This is a genomic window from Shewanella sp. GD04112 (assembly GCF_029835735.1).
Taxonomy (GTDB): domain Bacteria; phylum Pseudomonadota; class Gammaproteobacteria; order Enterobacterales; family Shewanellaceae; genus Shewanella.
On record NZ_JAOEAL010000001.1, the window covers coordinates 1,225,653 to 1,243,528 of the forward strand.

The 17,876-nt window shown below is 48.8% G+C and carries 11 protein-coding genes; 3 read left to right on the top strand and 8 right to left on the bottom strand.

Annotated elements, in window-relative coordinates:
• The first annotated feature begins 9 nt into the window (after positions 1-9).
• Positions 10-3,090 carry a TMAO reductase system sensor histidine kinase/response regulator TorS gene (gene torS / locus N7386_RS05410; protein ID WP_279767315.1) on the top strand — a complete coding sequence of 1,027 codons (3,081 nt, stop codon included), beginning with the start codon at positions 10-12 and terminating at the stop codon, positions 3,088-3,090.
• Between the two features lie 207 nt (positions 3,091-3,297).
• Here the strand turns inward: torS and torD are convergent, their stop codons facing one another.
• The 4 genes from torD to torE form a co-directional block, all read right to left on the bottom strand.
• Positions 3,298-3,927: a molecular chaperone TorD gene (gene torD / locus N7386_RS05415; RefSeq protein ID WP_279767317.1), complete on the bottom strand. Its 630-nt coding sequence runs from the start codon at positions 3,925-3,927 to the stop codon at positions 3,298-3,300.
• Positions 3,928-3,994: 67 nt separating this feature from the next.
• Complete coding sequence (gene torA, locus N7386_RS05420) at positions 3,995-6,484, bottom strand: trimethylamine-N-oxide reductase TorA (RefSeq protein WP_279767319.1); 2,490 nt, start codon at positions 6,482-6,484, stop codon at positions 3,995-3,997.
• Positions 6,485-6,499: 15 nt separating this feature from the next.
• Positions 6,500-7,678, bottom strand: a complete 1,179-nt coding sequence (torC, locus tag N7386_RS05425; protein WP_011625513.1) for a pentaheme c-type cytochrome TorC — start codon at positions 7,676-7,678, stop codon at positions 6,500-6,502.
• Positions 7,679-7,704: 26 nt separating this feature from the next.
• A complete protein-coding gene (torE, locus tag N7386_RS05430; RefSeq protein WP_011621844.1) occupies positions 7,705-7,875 on the bottom strand; it encodes a trimethylamine N-oxide reductase system protein TorE in 171 nt (56 codons plus the stop codon).
• Positions 7,876-8,392: 517 nt separating this feature from the next.
• Between torE and N7386_RS05435 the strand changes: the two genes are divergently transcribed.
• Complete coding sequence (locus tag N7386_RS05435) at positions 8,393-9,745, top strand: NCS2 family permease (RefSeq protein ID WP_086903685.1); 1,353 nt, start codon at positions 8,393-8,395, stop codon at positions 9,743-9,745.
• Positions 9,746-9,770: 25 nt separating this feature from the next.
• Here N7386_RS05435 and N7386_RS05440 read toward each other — a convergent pair whose 3' ends face one another.
• From N7386_RS05440 to N7386_RS05450, 3 genes are all read right to left on the bottom strand, one after another.
• Complete coding sequence (locus N7386_RS05440; RefSeq protein WP_011621846.1) at positions 9,771-10,202, bottom strand: CBS domain-containing protein; 432 nt, start codon at positions 10,200-10,202, stop codon at positions 9,771-9,773.
• Positions 10,203-10,303: 101 nt separating this feature from the next.
• Positions 10,304-12,106: a lysophospholipid acyltransferase family protein gene (locus N7386_RS05445; RefSeq protein ID WP_086022265.1), complete on the bottom strand. Its 1,803-nt coding sequence runs from the start codon at positions 12,104-12,106 to the stop codon at positions 10,304-10,306.
• A gap of 104 nt (positions 12,107-12,210) precedes the next feature.
• Entirely contained in the window at positions 12,211-13,293 is a 1,083-nt protein-coding gene (locus N7386_RS05450; protein ID WP_126512637.1) for a UDP-2,3-diacylglucosamine diphosphatase, read from the bottom strand.
• 751 nt (positions 13,294-14,044) lie between these two features.
• Here N7386_RS05450 and N7386_RS05455 point away from each other — a divergent pair.
• On the top strand, positions 14,045-15,670 hold the full coding sequence (locus N7386_RS05455) for a GIY-YIG nuclease family protein (RefSeq protein ID WP_279767324.1): 1,626 nt from the start codon (positions 14,045-14,047) through the stop codon (positions 15,668-15,670).
• A gap of 544 nt (positions 15,671-16,214) precedes the next feature.
• Here N7386_RS05455 and N7386_RS05460 read toward each other — a convergent pair.
• Positions 16,215-17,573: a YjiH family protein gene (locus tag N7386_RS05460; protein ID WP_023266715.1), complete on the bottom strand. Its 1,359-nt coding sequence runs from the start codon at positions 17,571-17,573 to the stop codon at positions 16,215-16,217.
• Between the last annotated feature and the right edge of the window lie 303 nt (positions 17,574-17,876).

The following is a 17,876-nucleotide window of genomic DNA, read 5'->3' on the forward strand; positions in this document are numbered from 1 at the left end:
GGAACAAGTGTGGCGCCTTTATCTTTATCGCGAAGTAGTTTAACCGGCAGACTCATGCTCGCCTTCGGCGTGCTTGGGGTATTGCTGTTGCTACTGGTTAGCTTAGGTAGCCTGAGTTTGCATTGGCTCAAACAGGCCGACAGTTATCTGTATGAAGAATCCTTACCCGCCTCTCAAGCCGCGCGCCAATTAGTGCAGGCCTCTAATGCCTTATCCGATGGTGTGACCCAGTTAGGCCAAGTGGAGGATGAGCGGCAGCGGGAATTTATCGGCCGTAAGCTCAGCCTTGAAAGCGCCACAATGTTAAATAGCATCAAAGTGTTACTGACATTGGATGTGAACGAAGATAATCATTTATCCGTATTAGCAGGGCAAATCATCGAGCAATTAACCTTATTGGGTAAGAGCGTGGGCCAGCGTATTACCTTAGGCGATGAGTTACAGCTTAGGGCCCGCGAATTATCGGTTGCCGCAGGCCGCGCCTCTGAGTTATTGCAATCCGAATTGGCGGTTGTCGACTCGGCGATTTTGGCAAAACTCAGCCAAGCCTATCCGGATATGGCGGGGGATAAGCGCAGTGGCCAATTACTCGATGATGTGATTGAGCGAGAGTTAGATGTGCAGGAGCAGCTCAACCGCGCACTCAAGTTAGTGCATCAAATTGCGCTGCTCAGTCAGTTATTTGAGGCATCCGAATTACAGTCCGAACTGCAATTGAGTGTTCCCCGTTTATTGGCCACCTTTGCCAGCACTGCACCATCCCACCCCATGGCGCAGAATCATCCAAATCATCCAGATCATCCAAAGCAAGGGACGGCTATCGAGCTGGCAACCACTGAGGCGCCAGCGGCAGAGGTGGGTATCGATTTAATGGCGCTCACCACAGTGGCTGAGCTTATCCGCGACCCCGGCAGGCTCAATGCGCTAAAGGCGGAGCTGGCACTCCTTCTTCATACCCCAAAAATCATTAAATTACAGCGAGAACTGAGTCAAAGCCTGCAGCGCCAACAGCGTCAGCAGCAGGAGTTAGCGGAAAAACTCTATAGCCTCAACACGCTGGTGGACAGTGCGCTTAATCAACAGCAACAGCGGGCGGAGCTGGCGCGCAGTGATTACTTAATGCAGTTGTCTTACGCCCGTTTGGGGCTGTGGGGCACGGGCATATTAATGTTGGTTATCATGGCGGTCGTGGTCTATCGAGTGATTTATCGCGGTATTGCCTTGAGGTTAAATCAGGCGACCGAGGCCATGTCGCGCTTAAGTTTAGGGGACACCAATGTGAGCCTCGATGCCCACGGCGACGATGAATTGACCGCCATGGCCAATGCTATCGAGGCATTTAAGCGAAAAACCGCCCATAACCTGAAATTGCAGACGGATTTACGCCAGGTCGCCGATGAGCTGACCGAGCATAAAAAGGCCCTCGAACAAACCGTGGCCATGCGCACGCAGGAATTGGCGGAAGCTAACCTGCGCCTCGATGCGGAGGCCAAAGGCCACGCTAAGGCAAGAATCGTTGCCGAGGAGGCGAGTCAGGCAAAATCCCAATTCTTGGCGACCATGAGCCATGAAATCCGCACCCCACTCAATGGCTTACTCGGGACGCTCACCCTGCTCGGCCATAGTCAGTTACCGCCCTCGCAGCAACAGATGCTCGCGTTGTCGCAATACAGCGGCACGCTGCTGCAAACCGTGCTGAGCGATATTCTCGATTTCTCCCGCCTCGAGCAGGGTAATTTAACCAATGAGCCGCGGCCAACGGATATCAACGCCCTGCTCGATGAAGTGCTGGCGATTATGGTGGCGGGCGCCAATTTAGCGGGATTGAGCCTAAGGCTGAATCGTCCCCAGTTACCCGCGTGTATTCAGATTGATGGCCCTAAGCTGAGGCAAGTGTTGTTTAACTTGATTGGTAACGGCATTAAATTCACCCCCGAAGGCGGCGTGAGTCTCAATGTCAGCGTACGAGGCGATAAGTTGACCTTTGTGGTGGCCGATACCGGCGTGGGGATTGCGCCCGAGGTGCGCGAGCAATTATTTATGCCTTACTGCGTATTGCCTAATCAGGGGCGCAGCCGTGGGACAGGCTTAGGGCTTGCCATCTGCAAACAGTTAGTTGAACTGATGGATGCACAGGGGCCAGGCATTTGGGTCAAGAGCGAGCCAGGCAAGGGCAGTGAGTTTGGTTTTGAGCTGAGCTTTACCCAGTGTGATAGGGCATTAGATACGCAAACTCAGGTGCAAAAACGGGTTAATCCCCAACGGGTGTTAGTGATTGAAGACAACAAGGTCAATGCCATGGTCGCGCAGGGATTTTTGGCGCATTTAGGCCACAGTTCCAGTTTGGTCATCAGTTGTCAGCAGGCGCTGGCGCATGTCAGTGGCGATAAGGCATTCGATTCCGTGATGCTCGATATTCAGCTGAGTGATGGCTCGGGACTCACGCTATTACCCCAGTTAAAGGCGTTATTCGCCAATGACAAGGTGAAGTTTGCCGCCTTTACCGCGCAGATGCAGACGGAGGATCTTAGCCTGTATCGGGAGGCGGGGTTTGATACTGTGTTAGCTAAACCCTTGAGCCTGCAAACCCTGACTGAATGGTTGGGTGTTGCGCGTGTGCCTGCTTCAATGCCGACTTCACTAGGCGAGTCATCGCCGCAATCACTTCAATCACCGAGTCAGGCAGAACCTACCCGCCAGAGCCATCAAGCTGAAACCTTGTTAGATCTTAACCAGTTACAGCAAGATCTTGAGGTTTTAGGCGTGAAAGCCGTGAGTGATATGTTGGCGCTCTATCGCACCTCCAGTGCCGAGCAAATTGAGCGACTCTCGGCGCTAAGCGCTGTGGCGCATTTCAGCGAAGGCGCAAAACTATTGCATGCGCTTAAGGGCAGCAGTGCCAGCATGGGGCTAAAAGCACTGACCCAGTGTTGTCAGCAGTGGGAGAAAACACTCAACACCACAGGGGAAAATGGATTGGATAGCAAAGCCGTGGCTGAATTAACCACCTGCTGGCAGGCGTCGATAACAGCGCTTGAGCAGTGGCTTGCAACACAGGCTAGCAACACTGGATTAGATGCACGGGATTAGCAGCAAAGTATTCGCGACAGGACGTTAGCACTATGAGTCGCTCTTTCAGCGCGTATTTCTGCCTAATCGATGCAAATCGAGGAATAAAAAATCGGCTCCCTTGGGAGCCGCATTTCGTTAATTAATTCTAGGGCGGGACATGAGGCATCAACTTGAGTCTTAATGCAACTCGGGTTTAACGCTACTCGGGCTTTAGGCTGGTGGCGATCAATGCATTGCCTGTTCTAACTGCTGTTTATCTTGCTGCACCCAAGCGAGGGTGAGTGTGGCGAGAGCGCTGTAAAAGCCATTGCTGTGTTTGCTATCGCACTCAACGACCTTGGCGACAAACTTGGCTAACCAAGAGTCTATACAAGCATTTAGGAAGCTTAACTGGGCAGCATCTTCACTGTGACAAGTTAAGTGTCCCATATAGGCGAGGATCACGGCTAAGTGATCGGCAGGTTCAGGGAAGTGACTCTGCACTTGCAGTTTGCTCTGGTGTAAAAACTCGCTCATTTGTTGATGCTGCTGCCCAAATAGCAAGGGTTCTTCCTCGGGGCTCAAGTACAGGCTGGCATAGGGCGACGCGCTGTGCTTTGTGCCTACGAGGAATAAACCGCAATAATCGGCGGCAAGTTCGAGCAAGGCTTCATCGCTCGTTAAGCCATTCAGCACCTTCTGTATGCTGGCGACTGGTGCACTAAACTCGGGCGCATAACCCAGTTGTGTCCAGAATTGCTGCGCTTGCTCACTGGTGAGTTGCTTAAGGCGCTGCTCATCAATTTCACGGGCAAACAGAGAAGACAGCAGCTGATACACTAAGGCTCTGGCATGATTGATATCGACATTGCTCATCGCATGTTCCTCAAGAATAACAGTGGAATGCGCCTAGTTGACTAGGCGCATCGCCTTGTGGGCTCGGTTAGATTTCGACTTCGATAGGACCATCGAAGGAGCTGACCTTAGGGACTTTGCCTTGGTATTTCTCAAACTCGACCAGACAAGTATAGGCTGAGCAGGCTTGAGCCAACTTCGAGGTGCCAATGTCTAAGGTCAGAGTATTCGGGTCGCCATAGCTACACAGGGCACCGATTTCGGCGCCGCCTTCGACGCTGCCATCTTTACCCACAGGGCCATACCATGCGCCTTCATGAATTCGCACTACGCCTTTAGGGAAGCGATCCGATACCACGGCGCCCGCTAACAGTTGGCCACGGTCGTTAAAGACACGCACTATATCGCCATCTTTAATGCCGCGCGCTTTGGCATCCACAGGGCTGATATAGATGGGTTCGCGGCCGTTGACTGTGTAGGTTTCGCGGTATTCCTTCGACTCACACATCTGTGAGTGCAGACGTTTATCCGGGTGGCAAGATTGTAGCCACACAGGATATTTGTCCGACCCCGGGCCGCCATGGCTACGCTCGGCTTTTTCCATCCAAATTGGATGGCCTTGGCAGTCGTCATAACCGAACTGTTCAATCTTACGGCTGAAGATTTCAATCAAGCCAGAAGGCGTACCTAATGGATTGATTTCTGGGTCGTTTCTAAAGTCGGCGTGGCGTGTCCACAGTTCGCCATCACCAAAGTGCACATAACCTTGCTTCCAGAAGGTGGCAAAATCTGGCATCTCATACTTACCCGCGTTCGCGGCTTTACACTCGTTATAGAGGGTTTCTATCCACTCCATTTCGCTCATATTACGGGTGTATTCTTTCTCTTTACCCATCAGCGCGGCAAAACGAGTGAAGATTTCAAAGTCTGACAAACTTTCAAATAGCGGCTCGACCATCTTCTGCATCGCCAAAATACCGCGGTTAGCATAGGCGCCGTATACGTCGATATCGTTGCGCTCATAGGTGGTGCAGGCGGGCAGCACTATGTCGGAGAAGCGGCAAGTTGCCGTCCAGTTCACATCGATAGTGACCACGCATTCCAGTTTATGGAAGGCTTGCTTCATGCGGTTACGGTCTTGATGGTGGTTCCATGGGTTATTACCCGAGAAAATCATCATCTTAATATCGGGATACACCACTTTCGAACCGTTGGCATCAATGGTTTTGCCGGGTTCGAGGATCGCATCAATCCAACGGGCGACGGGAATAGTGCTGCTCGCGCCTTTAAAGTCGGTGCTGTCGAACAGGGGTTTTTGGTTCTCGTCTAAGTTACGGGGGAAGGCGCCGGGCGCCGCTGCGTTTGTTGCAGGTACACCAATGCTAGAGTAGTGGTGACCATAGCTGATGCCGCCGCCGGGCAAACCAATTTGACCTATCATGGTCGCGAGGACTGCGGCCATCCAGTAAGGTTGCTCACCGTGTTGTTGGCGCTGAATACACCAACCCATCATGATTTGAGTGCGGCCCTTAACTAAGGTTTTCGCCAGATCGCGAATGATGTGTGGCTCAACCCCACAGATTGGCGCTGCCCACTCAGGGGTTTTGGCGATACCATCTTTAGTGCCCATTACGTAAGGCACAAACTCTTCGAAGCCTAAGCTGTAGCCTTGGATAAATTTATCATCGTAAAGTTTTTGGGTGATCATCTCATGGGCGATGGCCAGCATCAGCGTCACGTCAGTCTGTGGGTTAACATACAACTGTTCACAGCCAAGGTAGGCCTGAGTTTTGGTGACCACAGGGTCGATACTGATCACGCGGATCTTGCCCTGTTTGACCTTCTCTTTTAACTGCGCGAGGTAAGCGAAGGCCTCATGGGTTTCGGCGTTCCAACCCACTTGCAGGTTTTTGTAAGGATCGTTTGACCAGAGCACGATAGTGCTGCTGTTTTCTAAGATCAGCGGCCAAGAGGTGCCTTGGGCATATACTTCGGTTGAACCTAACACATAGGGCAGAATGGTTTGGCCTGCACCTGTGGAGTAGTCACCGATTTTCTTCACGTAGTTGCCGTGCATCCCCACCGCACGCTGCATATGGCTGGTGCTGGAATGCAGTTGCCCGGTGGCGCGCCAGCCGGTTTGCCCCGCGTGTAAGCCCGATGGACCGTACTTGGTTTGGACTTCATCGAGTGAGTGTTTAAACAGCTTTAATGCTTTATCCCAGGTCACACGAACGAAACGGAAATCTCCCCGTTGCTGGGTATTGCTCTTATGGCCTTTCAGTAAAAAGTCTAAGCGAACCATAGGGTAACGCACGCGAGATGGGTTATAGACCATACCACGGATACCGTTAATCATATCCGTTGGATATTTATCTAAATCGAAAGCTTTGACCTCGGCAATCACACCGTTTTTACGTTTGATTTTGAAGGCGCCGAAGTGTGAGCCAGTAGTCAGCCATTCGTCTTCATTTAAACCTGTGCTGGCCAGCGCGTTTAAGGGCGCTAACACTGAGCTGCCACCTAAAGCAACGAAAGAGGTTGAGGCTAAGCCTTTTAAAAAGTCTCTTCTGTTCATGGTATTACTCCCGAATTAGTGCTCTTTTTTCACGAAGGTTGACGAATGTTCCTGCAGGTATTTCTGCACTAGCGCTTGGGTGTCTTGGTCCATGTTCACGAAGGCCAACATGCCTTGGAACATGCCAGGCCAGGTATTGGCATCGAAATGCGCTTCATCTGGCTGGGTGTGGCACACGCTACAGCTTGAGCGGAACGTGTCGCGGGCATAGCCCCAGAGTGGTTGCAGCTCGGTGAGCAGGTAATCCTTATCGGTCCAGATTTGGGCTTCAACCCGTTGCCATTTCAGGCCTGTCATTGGGTCTTCTTTCTCTTCAAAGGTTTGGATAACACCTTCGGTTTCGGCTGCATCTTTGCTTAACTGCGCCGACAGAATGTTTACCCCAAAGTCCATGTATATCACGCGGCCTGCGCCGATTTTCTTACGCCAGCCATCGATGCCAATTTTGATGCGCTTACCTTGGGTTTCGAGCACTTTGACTTTAGTGGCCACGTTTAAGGTACCGGCTTCAACGTCACCTTTTTCACTAAAGAACAGTGGCTTAGTCAGGGCGCTGTAGTAGGTTTGGTTGGTTTCGACTGAGCTGACGCCAGCGCCCACTTCGGCGATGAGTTCGGGTGCGCGGGCCGTGCCCATTTCAGGTAAATGGTGGGCAATACCTTTGTGGCAATCGATACAGCTTTGGTCGATTTCGGCGGCGCGTTTCATCTGTTTTTGCGCCAGTGGAGACATGCTTTCCCACTTCATGGAGTTGTAGTTGTGGCAGTTTTTACAGGCCAGAGAATTGTCGCGATCGAAACGTTTCCATTCGCGGCTCGCCATTTCGAGGCGTTTAGCTTCAAATTTTTCAGGGGTGTTGACCGTGTTGAATAACCAGCCCCAAACATCGTGGGAAGCTTCCATCTTACGGGCAATCTTACGGCTCCAGTTGTGGGGCACGTGGCAGTCAGGGCAGGTGGCGCGCACGCCAGAGTGATTCGACCAATGCACAGTTTCCTGTAATTCTTGGTATGGCTTGCTTTCCATACTGTGGCAGCTGATACAGAAGGCTTCGGTGTTGGTGGCTTCCAGTGCGGTGTTAAATCCGCCCCAGAAGATGATGCCCATGATAAAAGCACTGATGCTGACAGCGCCTAAGGTGAGAGCTTTTGTGGGTTTGTTTAGTGTGCGCCAGAGGTTGGTTAACCACTTCATAATAGCGTCCTCAAAGTATCAGTGAATTAGTGGCCGACAACGCCGCCGAAGGCTTGGATCATCCAAATGATGAAACCGTAGAGACTGATCCCCGCGACAGTCAGTGCGGGAAAGAGTATGAAAATGATGAATCCCAGCGCCTTTAACTCATTGCTGCGTGAGGACTTATCCGATGTTTGCATAGTGGGCTTTGTCATTGGGAAGAGCTCCGTTCGAAAGCGATTTTTGATGGGAGCACTATAAAGGGGAGATGTGAATGGACTTGCCTGCAGGGATGAATGGGCTTTGACAATATATGAAAAATTATGAAAATTTTAAAAAGCCGATGACTTTTTGTTTTACTGACAGAGAGTTAATCTAATTTCTGTGATCGAACTCGGCAGTTTGTTGTGCGGTTTAGGCGTTTTTTTAAACACTGATTTTGAATTTTTTCGCTAATTATTTACTGAAGTGCAGGCGAGGTCTTAGCTATCTGGCGGCGTTTACAGTATTATCCGCGCCCAACAAAGGCTGCGTTTGTCTCGTTGAAGCCATTTTAACGATGCAAAGCGTCACTGCTTGCAGATCATGGATTTTTCCCGATGTAGGAGAATGATGTGGATCTCTCACCCAAGTCATTGGATTTGGGGCTCTAATCTGCCGCAGCCAGCGTCGCCAATGGTTAAGCCAATTGGTATCGACCCTATTTTAAGAGATCACAAGGTATAACAAGATATGTCTGAGCAATTGAGTTCAACAGCCGTACCCTCTGGTTCGTTTCTGGACCGTTTTTTTTCAATTCAACAACGTGGTAGCACTGTTCGCCAAGAAGTGATTGCAGGGTTAACCACCTTCCTCGCTATGGTGTACTCAGTGATTGTGGTACCCAATATGTTAGGCAAAGCGGGATTCGATCCCGGCGCCGTGTTCGTCGCCACCTGTTTAATTGCCTCCTTCGGCTCGCTGCTGATGGGGCTCTGGGCAAATCTACCCATGGCCATTGGTTGTGCGATTTCACTCACCGCCTTTACCGCCTTCGGTTTAGTGTTAGGTCAGGGCATGAGTATCCCTGTGACCTTAGGCGCCATCTTTTGGATGGGGGTGATTTTTACCGTCGTGAGTGTCACGGGCGTGCGTCAATGGGTGCTGGCTAACTTACCCAAGGGGATTGCCCATGGTACAGGTATCGGTATTGGCTTGTTTTTACTCTTAATTGCCACTAACAGTGTGCAGTTGATTGTGGCCAATGACGCGGGTCTGCCAGTGAAGTTAGGCGACATTAACAGCCTGCCCGTTATCGCCACCGTACTGGGGTTAGCGGCCACTATCGGTTTAGAGCGTCGCGGCGTACCCGGCGGGATTTTATTGGTGATTATCGGCCTATCCCTGTTCGGTTTAGTGTTTGATCCAAGCGTTAAATTCCAAGGTTTCTTCGCCGTGCCTGATTTTACCTCTGAGCACTCGCTGATTGGCCAAATGGATATTATGGGCGCCTTGAATCCTGTGGTATTACCGATTGTACTGGCGCTGGTGATGACGGCGATTTTTGATGCCACTGGCACCATCCGTGCGGTCGCGGGGCAAGCCAATCTGCTGGATAAAGACGATAATATCGTCGGCGGTGGCAAGGCATTAACGTCAGATTCTGTGAGCAGCATGTTTGCGGGTATCGTTGGTGGCGCTCCTGCTGCCGTGTATATCGAATCGGCAGCGGGTACTGCGGCGGGCGGTAAGACGGGTTTAACCGCGACTATAGTGGGCGGATTATTCCTGCTGATGGTGTTTTTAGCGCCACTCAGCTATTTAGTGCCTGCCTATGCTACGGCGCCTGCGTTGATGTATGTGGGGCTATTGATGCTCAGCAATGTGACTAAGCTGGACTTTAATGACAAGGTCGATGCGATGGCGGGATTAACCTGCGCCGTATTCATCATCCTCAGCTGTAACATTGTGACGGGTATTATGCTTGGCTTTGTGACTTTAGTGGTTGGCCGCATTTTTAGCGGTGAAATCCGTCAGCTTAAGTTAGGCGTGCTCGCCATTACGCTGGGTCTTGTGGCCTTCTATATGGGCGGCTGGGCGATCTAGTTTATAAAGTTGAAAGCGAGTGCCGTTAGCACTCGCTTTCATTGACCTCATTGTGTTCACAATAGGCTCGCAGTAAATCCTTCCAAGTCACTATCCCGACCAAATCGCCATTATCGAGCACGGGCAAACAGCCAATATTGTGTTCTAGCAGGGTGTGCGTCGCAGCATCGAGCGACACATGTGGCGCAACGGTAACGGGATTACGGGTCATCACCTGATGGACGCGTTTTTGTAGGGTTTCGAGATCCTTAGCGGTTTCGGCACTGCTGCCCAAATTCGGGCTGATGGCACGCAGTAAGTCGCGCTCCGACAATACCCCTTCGAGTTTATATTCATCCACCACCAGCAGATGGTGGAAGTTTGCCTGATCGAAAATATCCTTCGCCACGGTTAAGCGATCGTCCATTTCGACCGTGACGACTCGGGTACGCATAATATCGGCGATAATGATCGGCATGATAAACCCCTTCCTAGGACGTGTATCGTTAATGCACTGTATTACAGATACTTATAACAGACCGATGTTTATTTAGCCAATGTATTAGGGCGGATTTGTGCCTAATCCTGTTCGTCGGTTTCGTCCTCTGCCATCAAGGGGTTGCGTAAGTCTTCGGGTAAATGGGCGCCGATATAACGCTGGTACTTTTTCCCCTTCAGTTTATGGGTATCGACCAAGACTAAGCCATCGACACAGTCACCAAAATCGGCATCGATCCCAAAGGCGAGAAACTTCACCCCATCCTGCTTACACAGCTCGCCATACTGCTTGTACAGGGTTGGTACCGCGGCGCCCATACTCGCCAGCATTTGTTTGAGTTGCTTAAAGTGGCTTTGGTAATCCTCGCCCGAATAGAGTTCATCCAACTGCAACTTACGCTGCTTGGACAAGCCAAAGGGCGACATTGACACCGCTAGCTGCTGTGCTGGCGCAAACTCCTTGGAGTAGAAATGCACTAACATCTCCCGCGCGCTGCCAGGCAGTTGATTACTGATGGAAACAGGGCCGAACAGGTAGCGGTATTCGGGATGTTTGGCGAGGAAGGCGCCAATGCCAAACCAGAGGTAGTCGAGACTGCGTTTGCCCCAATATTTGGGCTGCACAAAGCTGCGGCCAAGTTCTAAGCCTTGTTTAACAAAGGGCATAAAACCGTCGGCATATTGGAACAGGGATTGGCTGTAGAGGGCGTTGTCGCCGTAGCGATTTAGCACTTGCTCGCCGCTGGCGAAACGATAGGCGCCGACAATTTCAAACTGCTCTTTATCCCACAGCACCAGATGTTGGTAGTAGGAATCATATTTATCGATATCTCGGCGTTTGCCCGTGCCTTCGCCAACGGCGCGAAAGGCGATTTCCCGCAGGCGCCCAATTTCGCGCATGATGGGGTTGCTGTCCTGATGCTGATACAAATAAATCAGCTTGTTATCTTGGGTTTCGCCGAGGAGTTCACATTGTTGCAGCGCCGCCTGTAGCTCTCGGCGCGACTCAGGGTGGGCGATGGCGCTTTGGGTGATAAACAGTGGGTCTTTATCTTTACCGATGCGATACAGATGATTTTTAAGCAGTTTTATCTTGGTCTTTAGCGGAAAGTCCATCGAGCGTACGGCTTCGTTCGGGATAAGCTCGCCGATACGAATGGGCATATTGCGTTTGGCCTGTTTAAACATCTCCTTGACCAATAGCAATGTGGCTAAGGGTTTGTAAATCATCGAGGCGCCGTAGAAGGTGGCCGAGTTTTTAGCATCCAAAAAGATTGGCAGCAGCGGTGCATTACAGGAAATCGCCATCTTCAAAAAGCCCGAGTGCCACTGGGTATCGCGCACGCCGCTCGGGCGCAGGCGAGAGACTTCTCCCGACGGGAAAATCAGTACCGCGCCTTCATTACGCAGATGCTGGTGGATTTTTTCGAGGTGCTGTTTCGGCGTGCCGCCCGTCATATTGCGCACTGGCAGTAGGATTGAATGCAAAGGTTCGAGCGCCATCAGGAGCTCGTTCGCCACAACCTTGATATCGGGGCGAATTTCGCTGACGAGTTTAATCAGGGCAAGCGCATCGAGGGAGCCAATCGGATGATTGGCGAAGATCACCACGCGGCCCTCACAGGGAATATTTTCGACCTCGTTGGCGGGCACGGTAAAGCTAAAATCGAAGCTGGCGAGCACTTGCTCGACAAAATCGACCCCTTGCAGATAGGCAAATTGGTTGGCTATCTCGTTACATTGTTTTTCATTCAACAGGTAACGCAGCATGGCCTTAGTCGGCTTGGCTAACCAAGGTTTATCCTTGAGGGCGGGCAGGTTTTGCTCCACCACATTATCGACGGTAAAGATCATCGAACTGGCTTTTAAGGCGGGCAGTGGCATGGCTACTGCTCCGCTTGCTGTGTTCTGCGTTAATGCGTTGGCGCTTAATGTGTTAGAGCTTAATGAATCAGCGTTTGGGGTATGAGGTGTTAATGGGGTCATGATTAGGCGACATCCCTTGGTTGGATTTCTGCTTGTTTGGGGCTGTGTGTGGCCGTTTGTGGAATAGGTTTTGGGGCGTTAACAGGCGCTTTGGGTGGCGTTTGCGCCAGCACAATACTGCTCAGAATATCGAGGTTTACGCTTTGCTCGTTCCAGCGGCAGAGCTGTAATTCCCCGTTTAAGGTTTCGGTGATCAGGCTGCAGTTTTCGACCCAGTCGCCATCATTGGCATAGATTATCTGGCGCTTATCCGGCGTGCTGTATTGGTTATCTCGAGCGTGAACCGATAACTCTGGCTGGTGGATATGGCCGCAGATCACGCCATCCACATCATAGTGCTGGGCATAATTCACTACGGCTTGGCGAAAACGGGCGATAGCCGTCTGCGCCTTGCCAACGCGGGATTTTATATAGCTGGCGAGTGACCAATACGGGTAGCCTAAACGCTCTCGCAGGCGATGGAGATTGCGGTTGAGGAACAGCAACAAGTCGTAGAGATGATCGCCCAAGATGGCGTAGAAGCGGCCAACGCAAACATCGGCATCGAACTGATCGCCATGCAGCATTAACAGTTTGTGGCCGCCAATCCCCTGATGAATATGTTGGCGAGCTATCTTGATATTCAATAGTGTCAGTTCGGCATAGGGCTTGATTAACTCATCGTGGTTACCCGGCAGATACATCACCTGAGTGCCGTTTTGTGCCAGTTCAATCAGCTTTTGCAATACCTTATTGTGGCTCTCGGGCCAGTGCAGGCGGCGTTTGAGCGCCCATAAATCCACAATATCGCCGACCAGATACAAGTGCTGACAACGCACGGTATTTAATAGGCTTAACAGATAGTCGGCTTTGCAATCCTTACAACCGAGATGGATATCCGATAGCCAGAGGGCGTTGACTGTGATGGTTTGGCTATTTGCGGCGTTGCTGGCGTTGGCAATATGTGGGGTTGAGAAGGAAGTGTCGTAAACACTGGATGGAGCATTGTCGGAAGAGTTGGAAGGAGTGTTACGGGAAGAGTTGCGGGGAGTCTTGAGTGCGTCGATAAGCGTGCGATCAAGTCCCCTGTAATTAGCTCCAGTCATCTCATATTCACCCTATGCGGCTGTTGACTGCCTTAGAGATTAGTGACGAGCTTTGACTGAATGATGAAGCTTAAGTGACATGCAGATGACAGTAAGTTGGATTAACTTGAACTTAACCATCAAGATTTGGATCTGGATGCAATGAGAACTGGCTGGAGGATTTAACTTACTTTTGCCTAAAGCTAGATTGTATTATCGCTTGGTGTGCTGGATGAATTGTCATTGTTTCCCCTGTGACACGCCATGAACTCATCCTTGAGGGCTCGACGGCGGCATCCATGCCGCCAACGGTCACAGTTGCAACAATGGCAATCTTAACGACCATTGAACTGTTCATTTGGCTAAAAGCTTTTATCCCTTTTCGTGTTTCAGCTCGTTATCTCAATCGAAAATACCTACTCTTGTTGCCATACAAATTTTCATCTAGTTACCTATGTTTGGCCCTACCGCTAAACGGCTAATAATGTATGGCTATACAGTCATATTTAAATTTAGGTGTTTTGGTATTATTTTTAGACAAAATTAGTGCGCACTAATTCCATGCGTAATAAATAAAACGCTATAAAATCAATTGACTATAGAGGCTGAGTTTTAGTTAATAGGTTTGGAAAACGCGCATGCGCGTTTTTCCAGATGGTGTATTTGGCAGAAAGCTGATAAGTTCTTTGTATACAGATAGTTAACAATGCACGTTTTCACTGGTCCAACGAGGTAAACGCGCATGCGCACGAATAAAATGTTATGAGTCTTAATGGAGAACTCTGTGCATCGCGATCGAATGAAAGAAATAGGGAAAGTTGCAATTCCTCGTGAAGGAACCCCTGAGTGGCATATTCTACAAAAACACATCAAGAAAAATGAGAACAATCCATTCGTAAAAGAGTATACGAAGAAAATATTCAACGAAGCTGTAGCCACTTGCATAGTTCAAGAATTAAATGGTGCTGGATTGCCCGCCGATACTTTATTAAGAGAATACAATACAGAATATAATAATAGGGTTTTCAATCATTCTTTACACCAACTACCTGGCTCATTCAATGTAGTTGAAGCTTTTAATACTTTTATACCACCATCAGCAACTTTTATTATTAATAACGAAATTGATTGTATTTTTTCTTTTGATGATTTTCTTAATTTTGTAACCTCGGAGGATTGCCCCTGTGATATAGGTAACCTAAATGAATTTGTTGAAGATGGTACAGTTTATTCATTTAATTCTGTTGATGATCCTTCTAACTTTTTGTTTTCCACAACTGCTGATGAAGAATTTGGCATCTTATCTATCTCACTTGTTAAGCATAAAAATGAAGTTTCAGTTGTTATGCTTGCGGGACAAAAATGCGACCTGAATGAAAAAACAAAATCCTTAGACATTGATATGTCTAAAGCGCAGTGTTTTAACGGAATAAACCCTGACGAATCCTTAAAAGTCGAAGCTGTACCTTTGCTTCCAAATAGTAATTTGTGGAGAACTATAGTTCTAGTTCGCTTTGATATGGAGTCATCAACTATCGATGCGCGTTATATATATCAAGATGCGGGTAGAAGTTTTACTGGTTTGAGTGATGATATGGATTGTTTTCTAGATCATGAAGGAAATTTTCATTCTAAAGAGCTTGAAGAAGCGTTCAAAACACAAAATATCAAAATTGAAGAGTACACCCCATTATTTGAGTTATGTAAAACAGCATTATTTCTCCCTGTTTTCAGAAATGAATATGAAGATACAATTTCTATAGAGAGACACCCGACAGAATTTGGTCAAAATAGAAATAAACCCAGTTTTAAAAAAGCTAATAAACTAGCTAGGGTTGACTTGAAGATAGCTTTCAGAAACGTTGAGAACATTCAGCCTATTAATCGTAATCATCCTTCACGCCGAGAGTTTTTAGCCCCAGAGTTAAGAGTTGAAACATCAGGTTACTGGAAAAAATTACCTTTTCAATCCAAAGGTGAAGATAAAAACAATTCACCAATACAAGGTCGCACTTGGGTTAGTAAAACTCTCGAATGGAAAGAAACATCTAATAAGCCTATTTCAGTTAAAGTTGTGTCAAATTCATCTAGTGCAGATAACGAAGGGTTTATATATGTTATGCGCTCCGCAGCTCATGACAAAAATGTTTTCAAAGTTGGTTTAACTAGAAGGAATCCTGAAGAAAGATCAAAGGAGCTTTCTGGTAGCACCAGCTCTCCAGATCATTTTCACGTCATGCAAGAATGGGATGTTAATGACTGTGTTCTTGCTGAAAAGCTTATCCATGAGAAGCTAAGCGAGTATAGAGTTAACCCAAAAAGAGAGTACTTTAAGGCACCTTATAAAGTAATTTTCAAAGTTATTGATGAGGTCATTGATAGCCTAGAAGACTCATAACAAGTCAATTAACTACGCACGCTTCGCGTGCCGGACGCGGCAAAACCGCGCCGGTTATTGAGGCGTTAAACCCATAGAAATTTTAATCCGAAACTCAAAAATTAGTGTTGGGGATCTAACACGCTTTTGTCCCTATACGAATTACATATCTGCTTTAAAACTAACAGGCTATACCGATGTTAAACGGGTGAGCCATGGTGATTAGCGAGACGACCGTCCGCCCCACGGACGGGGCGGTCGAGCATCCACGGATGGACTTGTTGCGTGTCGGTGAGAGAATGCCATGGCTCACCAAAAGCCAGTACTTAAAGAGTTAAACAGCCAAGCTTTATCCTTCAGCAGTAGTATCCAGAAATGCTAAATGACTTCCTGTAAAACTGAGTTATATGGTAACGAGTGGAGTTTGTACGACTAACCCACACTCAACGAAGTAATCAAAACTGCTTGTTTGTGTATGAGTTCGTTAATGAATGCATTTATAAGTGATACAAAAAAGGGGAGTCAGTTAATCTGACTCCCCTTGATATTTAAGGTGATGTTGCGCTTAGAACAGCAGGTGAGCCACGCCGGCAATCACTGGCAGAGTCACTAAGGTACGCAGTACGAACACCACGAATAGCTCAACAAAATTCACTGGGATCTTACTGCCAATCAGCAGCGCGCCCACTTCACTCATATAAATTAGCTGGGTGACTGATAACGCGGCAATCACAAAGCGGGTCATATCCGATTCGATAGAGCTGGCTAAAATCGACGGGATAAACATATCGGCAAAGCCAACAACGATAGTTTTAGAGGCTTCGGTCGCTTCTGGGATATGCAGCAGTTCCAGTAATGGAATAAACGGCATACCTAAGTAATTGAAGATAGGCGTATGCTCGGCGATGATCAGCGCCGTAGTACCAATGGCCATTACCACTGGGATAATGCCAAATACCATATCGATAACGTTTTTAACGCCTTCATTTAAAACGGCTTTGACACCACCAGCACTGGCAGCTTTCTCGAGTGCTTTATCAAAGCCCCAAGAGAGTGCACCGTGTCCTGCGGGGATCATCTCATCGTCAGGTTGACGTGGCGTATCGTCGATATAGTTATCTTTTTTCCACGACAGTGGTGGCAGCTTAGGCACAATCACGGCCGCCGCAAAACCCGCTAAACATACGGTCAGGTAGAAGGGGACAAACATTTGCTCCAACTTCACCTGCGAGATCACCACTAAGCTGAAGGTAATTGACACCGCCGAGAAGGTCGTACCGATAACCGCGGCTTCCCTTTGGGTGTAAAACCGCGCTTCGTATTGCTTGCTGGTCAGCAAAATCCCAACGCTACCATCACCTAACCAAGAGGCCATGCAGTCGATGGCGCTGCGACCTGGCAGGTTAAACACGGGGCGCATTACCTTGGTCAGCAGGGTGCCAAAGAGCTCTAATAGACCGAAGTTTAACAGTAGCGGCAGTAACATACCGGCGAAGATAAACACCGAGAAGAGTACAGGCAACAGGTCGTTCAGTACTAAGGCGCCAGTGCTTGAAGAGTTGATGGCTTCGGGGCCAATGCCAAAGTAGGTCAGCACGATAAAGACGGCGCCGACGACGCGCGTCGCAAGCCAGAGCGGGCTGATGTTAAGTAAACCATTGAGGAAGTGATTGTTCAGCACAAACTTAGGTTTGAGTAACTTAGTCAACACAGAGGCCAAGGCCATGGCGACAACAATCACAGTCACGATTAAGGTTAATACATCGCTTAACACGCTTTGCAGTGCTTTAGAGATGATTGCGATGGGAATGGTAATCGCATCGTTGTAGCTGATAGGGGTCATAAACAGCAGCAGACCGATCAGCGAAGGGACGATAAAGGTGAGTATCGTCTTAATGTTGCGGTTTTTATGTTCAGTAGCCAATGGTGTACACCTTAAAAGTACGAGTCGCACAAATAAACTTGAACAAATTGCCCCTCAAAGCCGCATCTTAGGCGGATGTTAGGTGCATTTTCATTCAACTCAAAATCGAGAAGGGGGAAGATTACTCGCTTAGCGCCGCTATGTAAAACGATTCGGAAATTTGTTTGAGATAAGCAGCAAAATAGCATAGTTATTTGGGCTATTTCTGAATGCTTATCTTGGCGGATATTTAGCGAAAGCTAGATGTTTTGATAACTAAATCATGCAATTAAATCTTGGTGTTGCAGCGGGTTTATCGAGTTG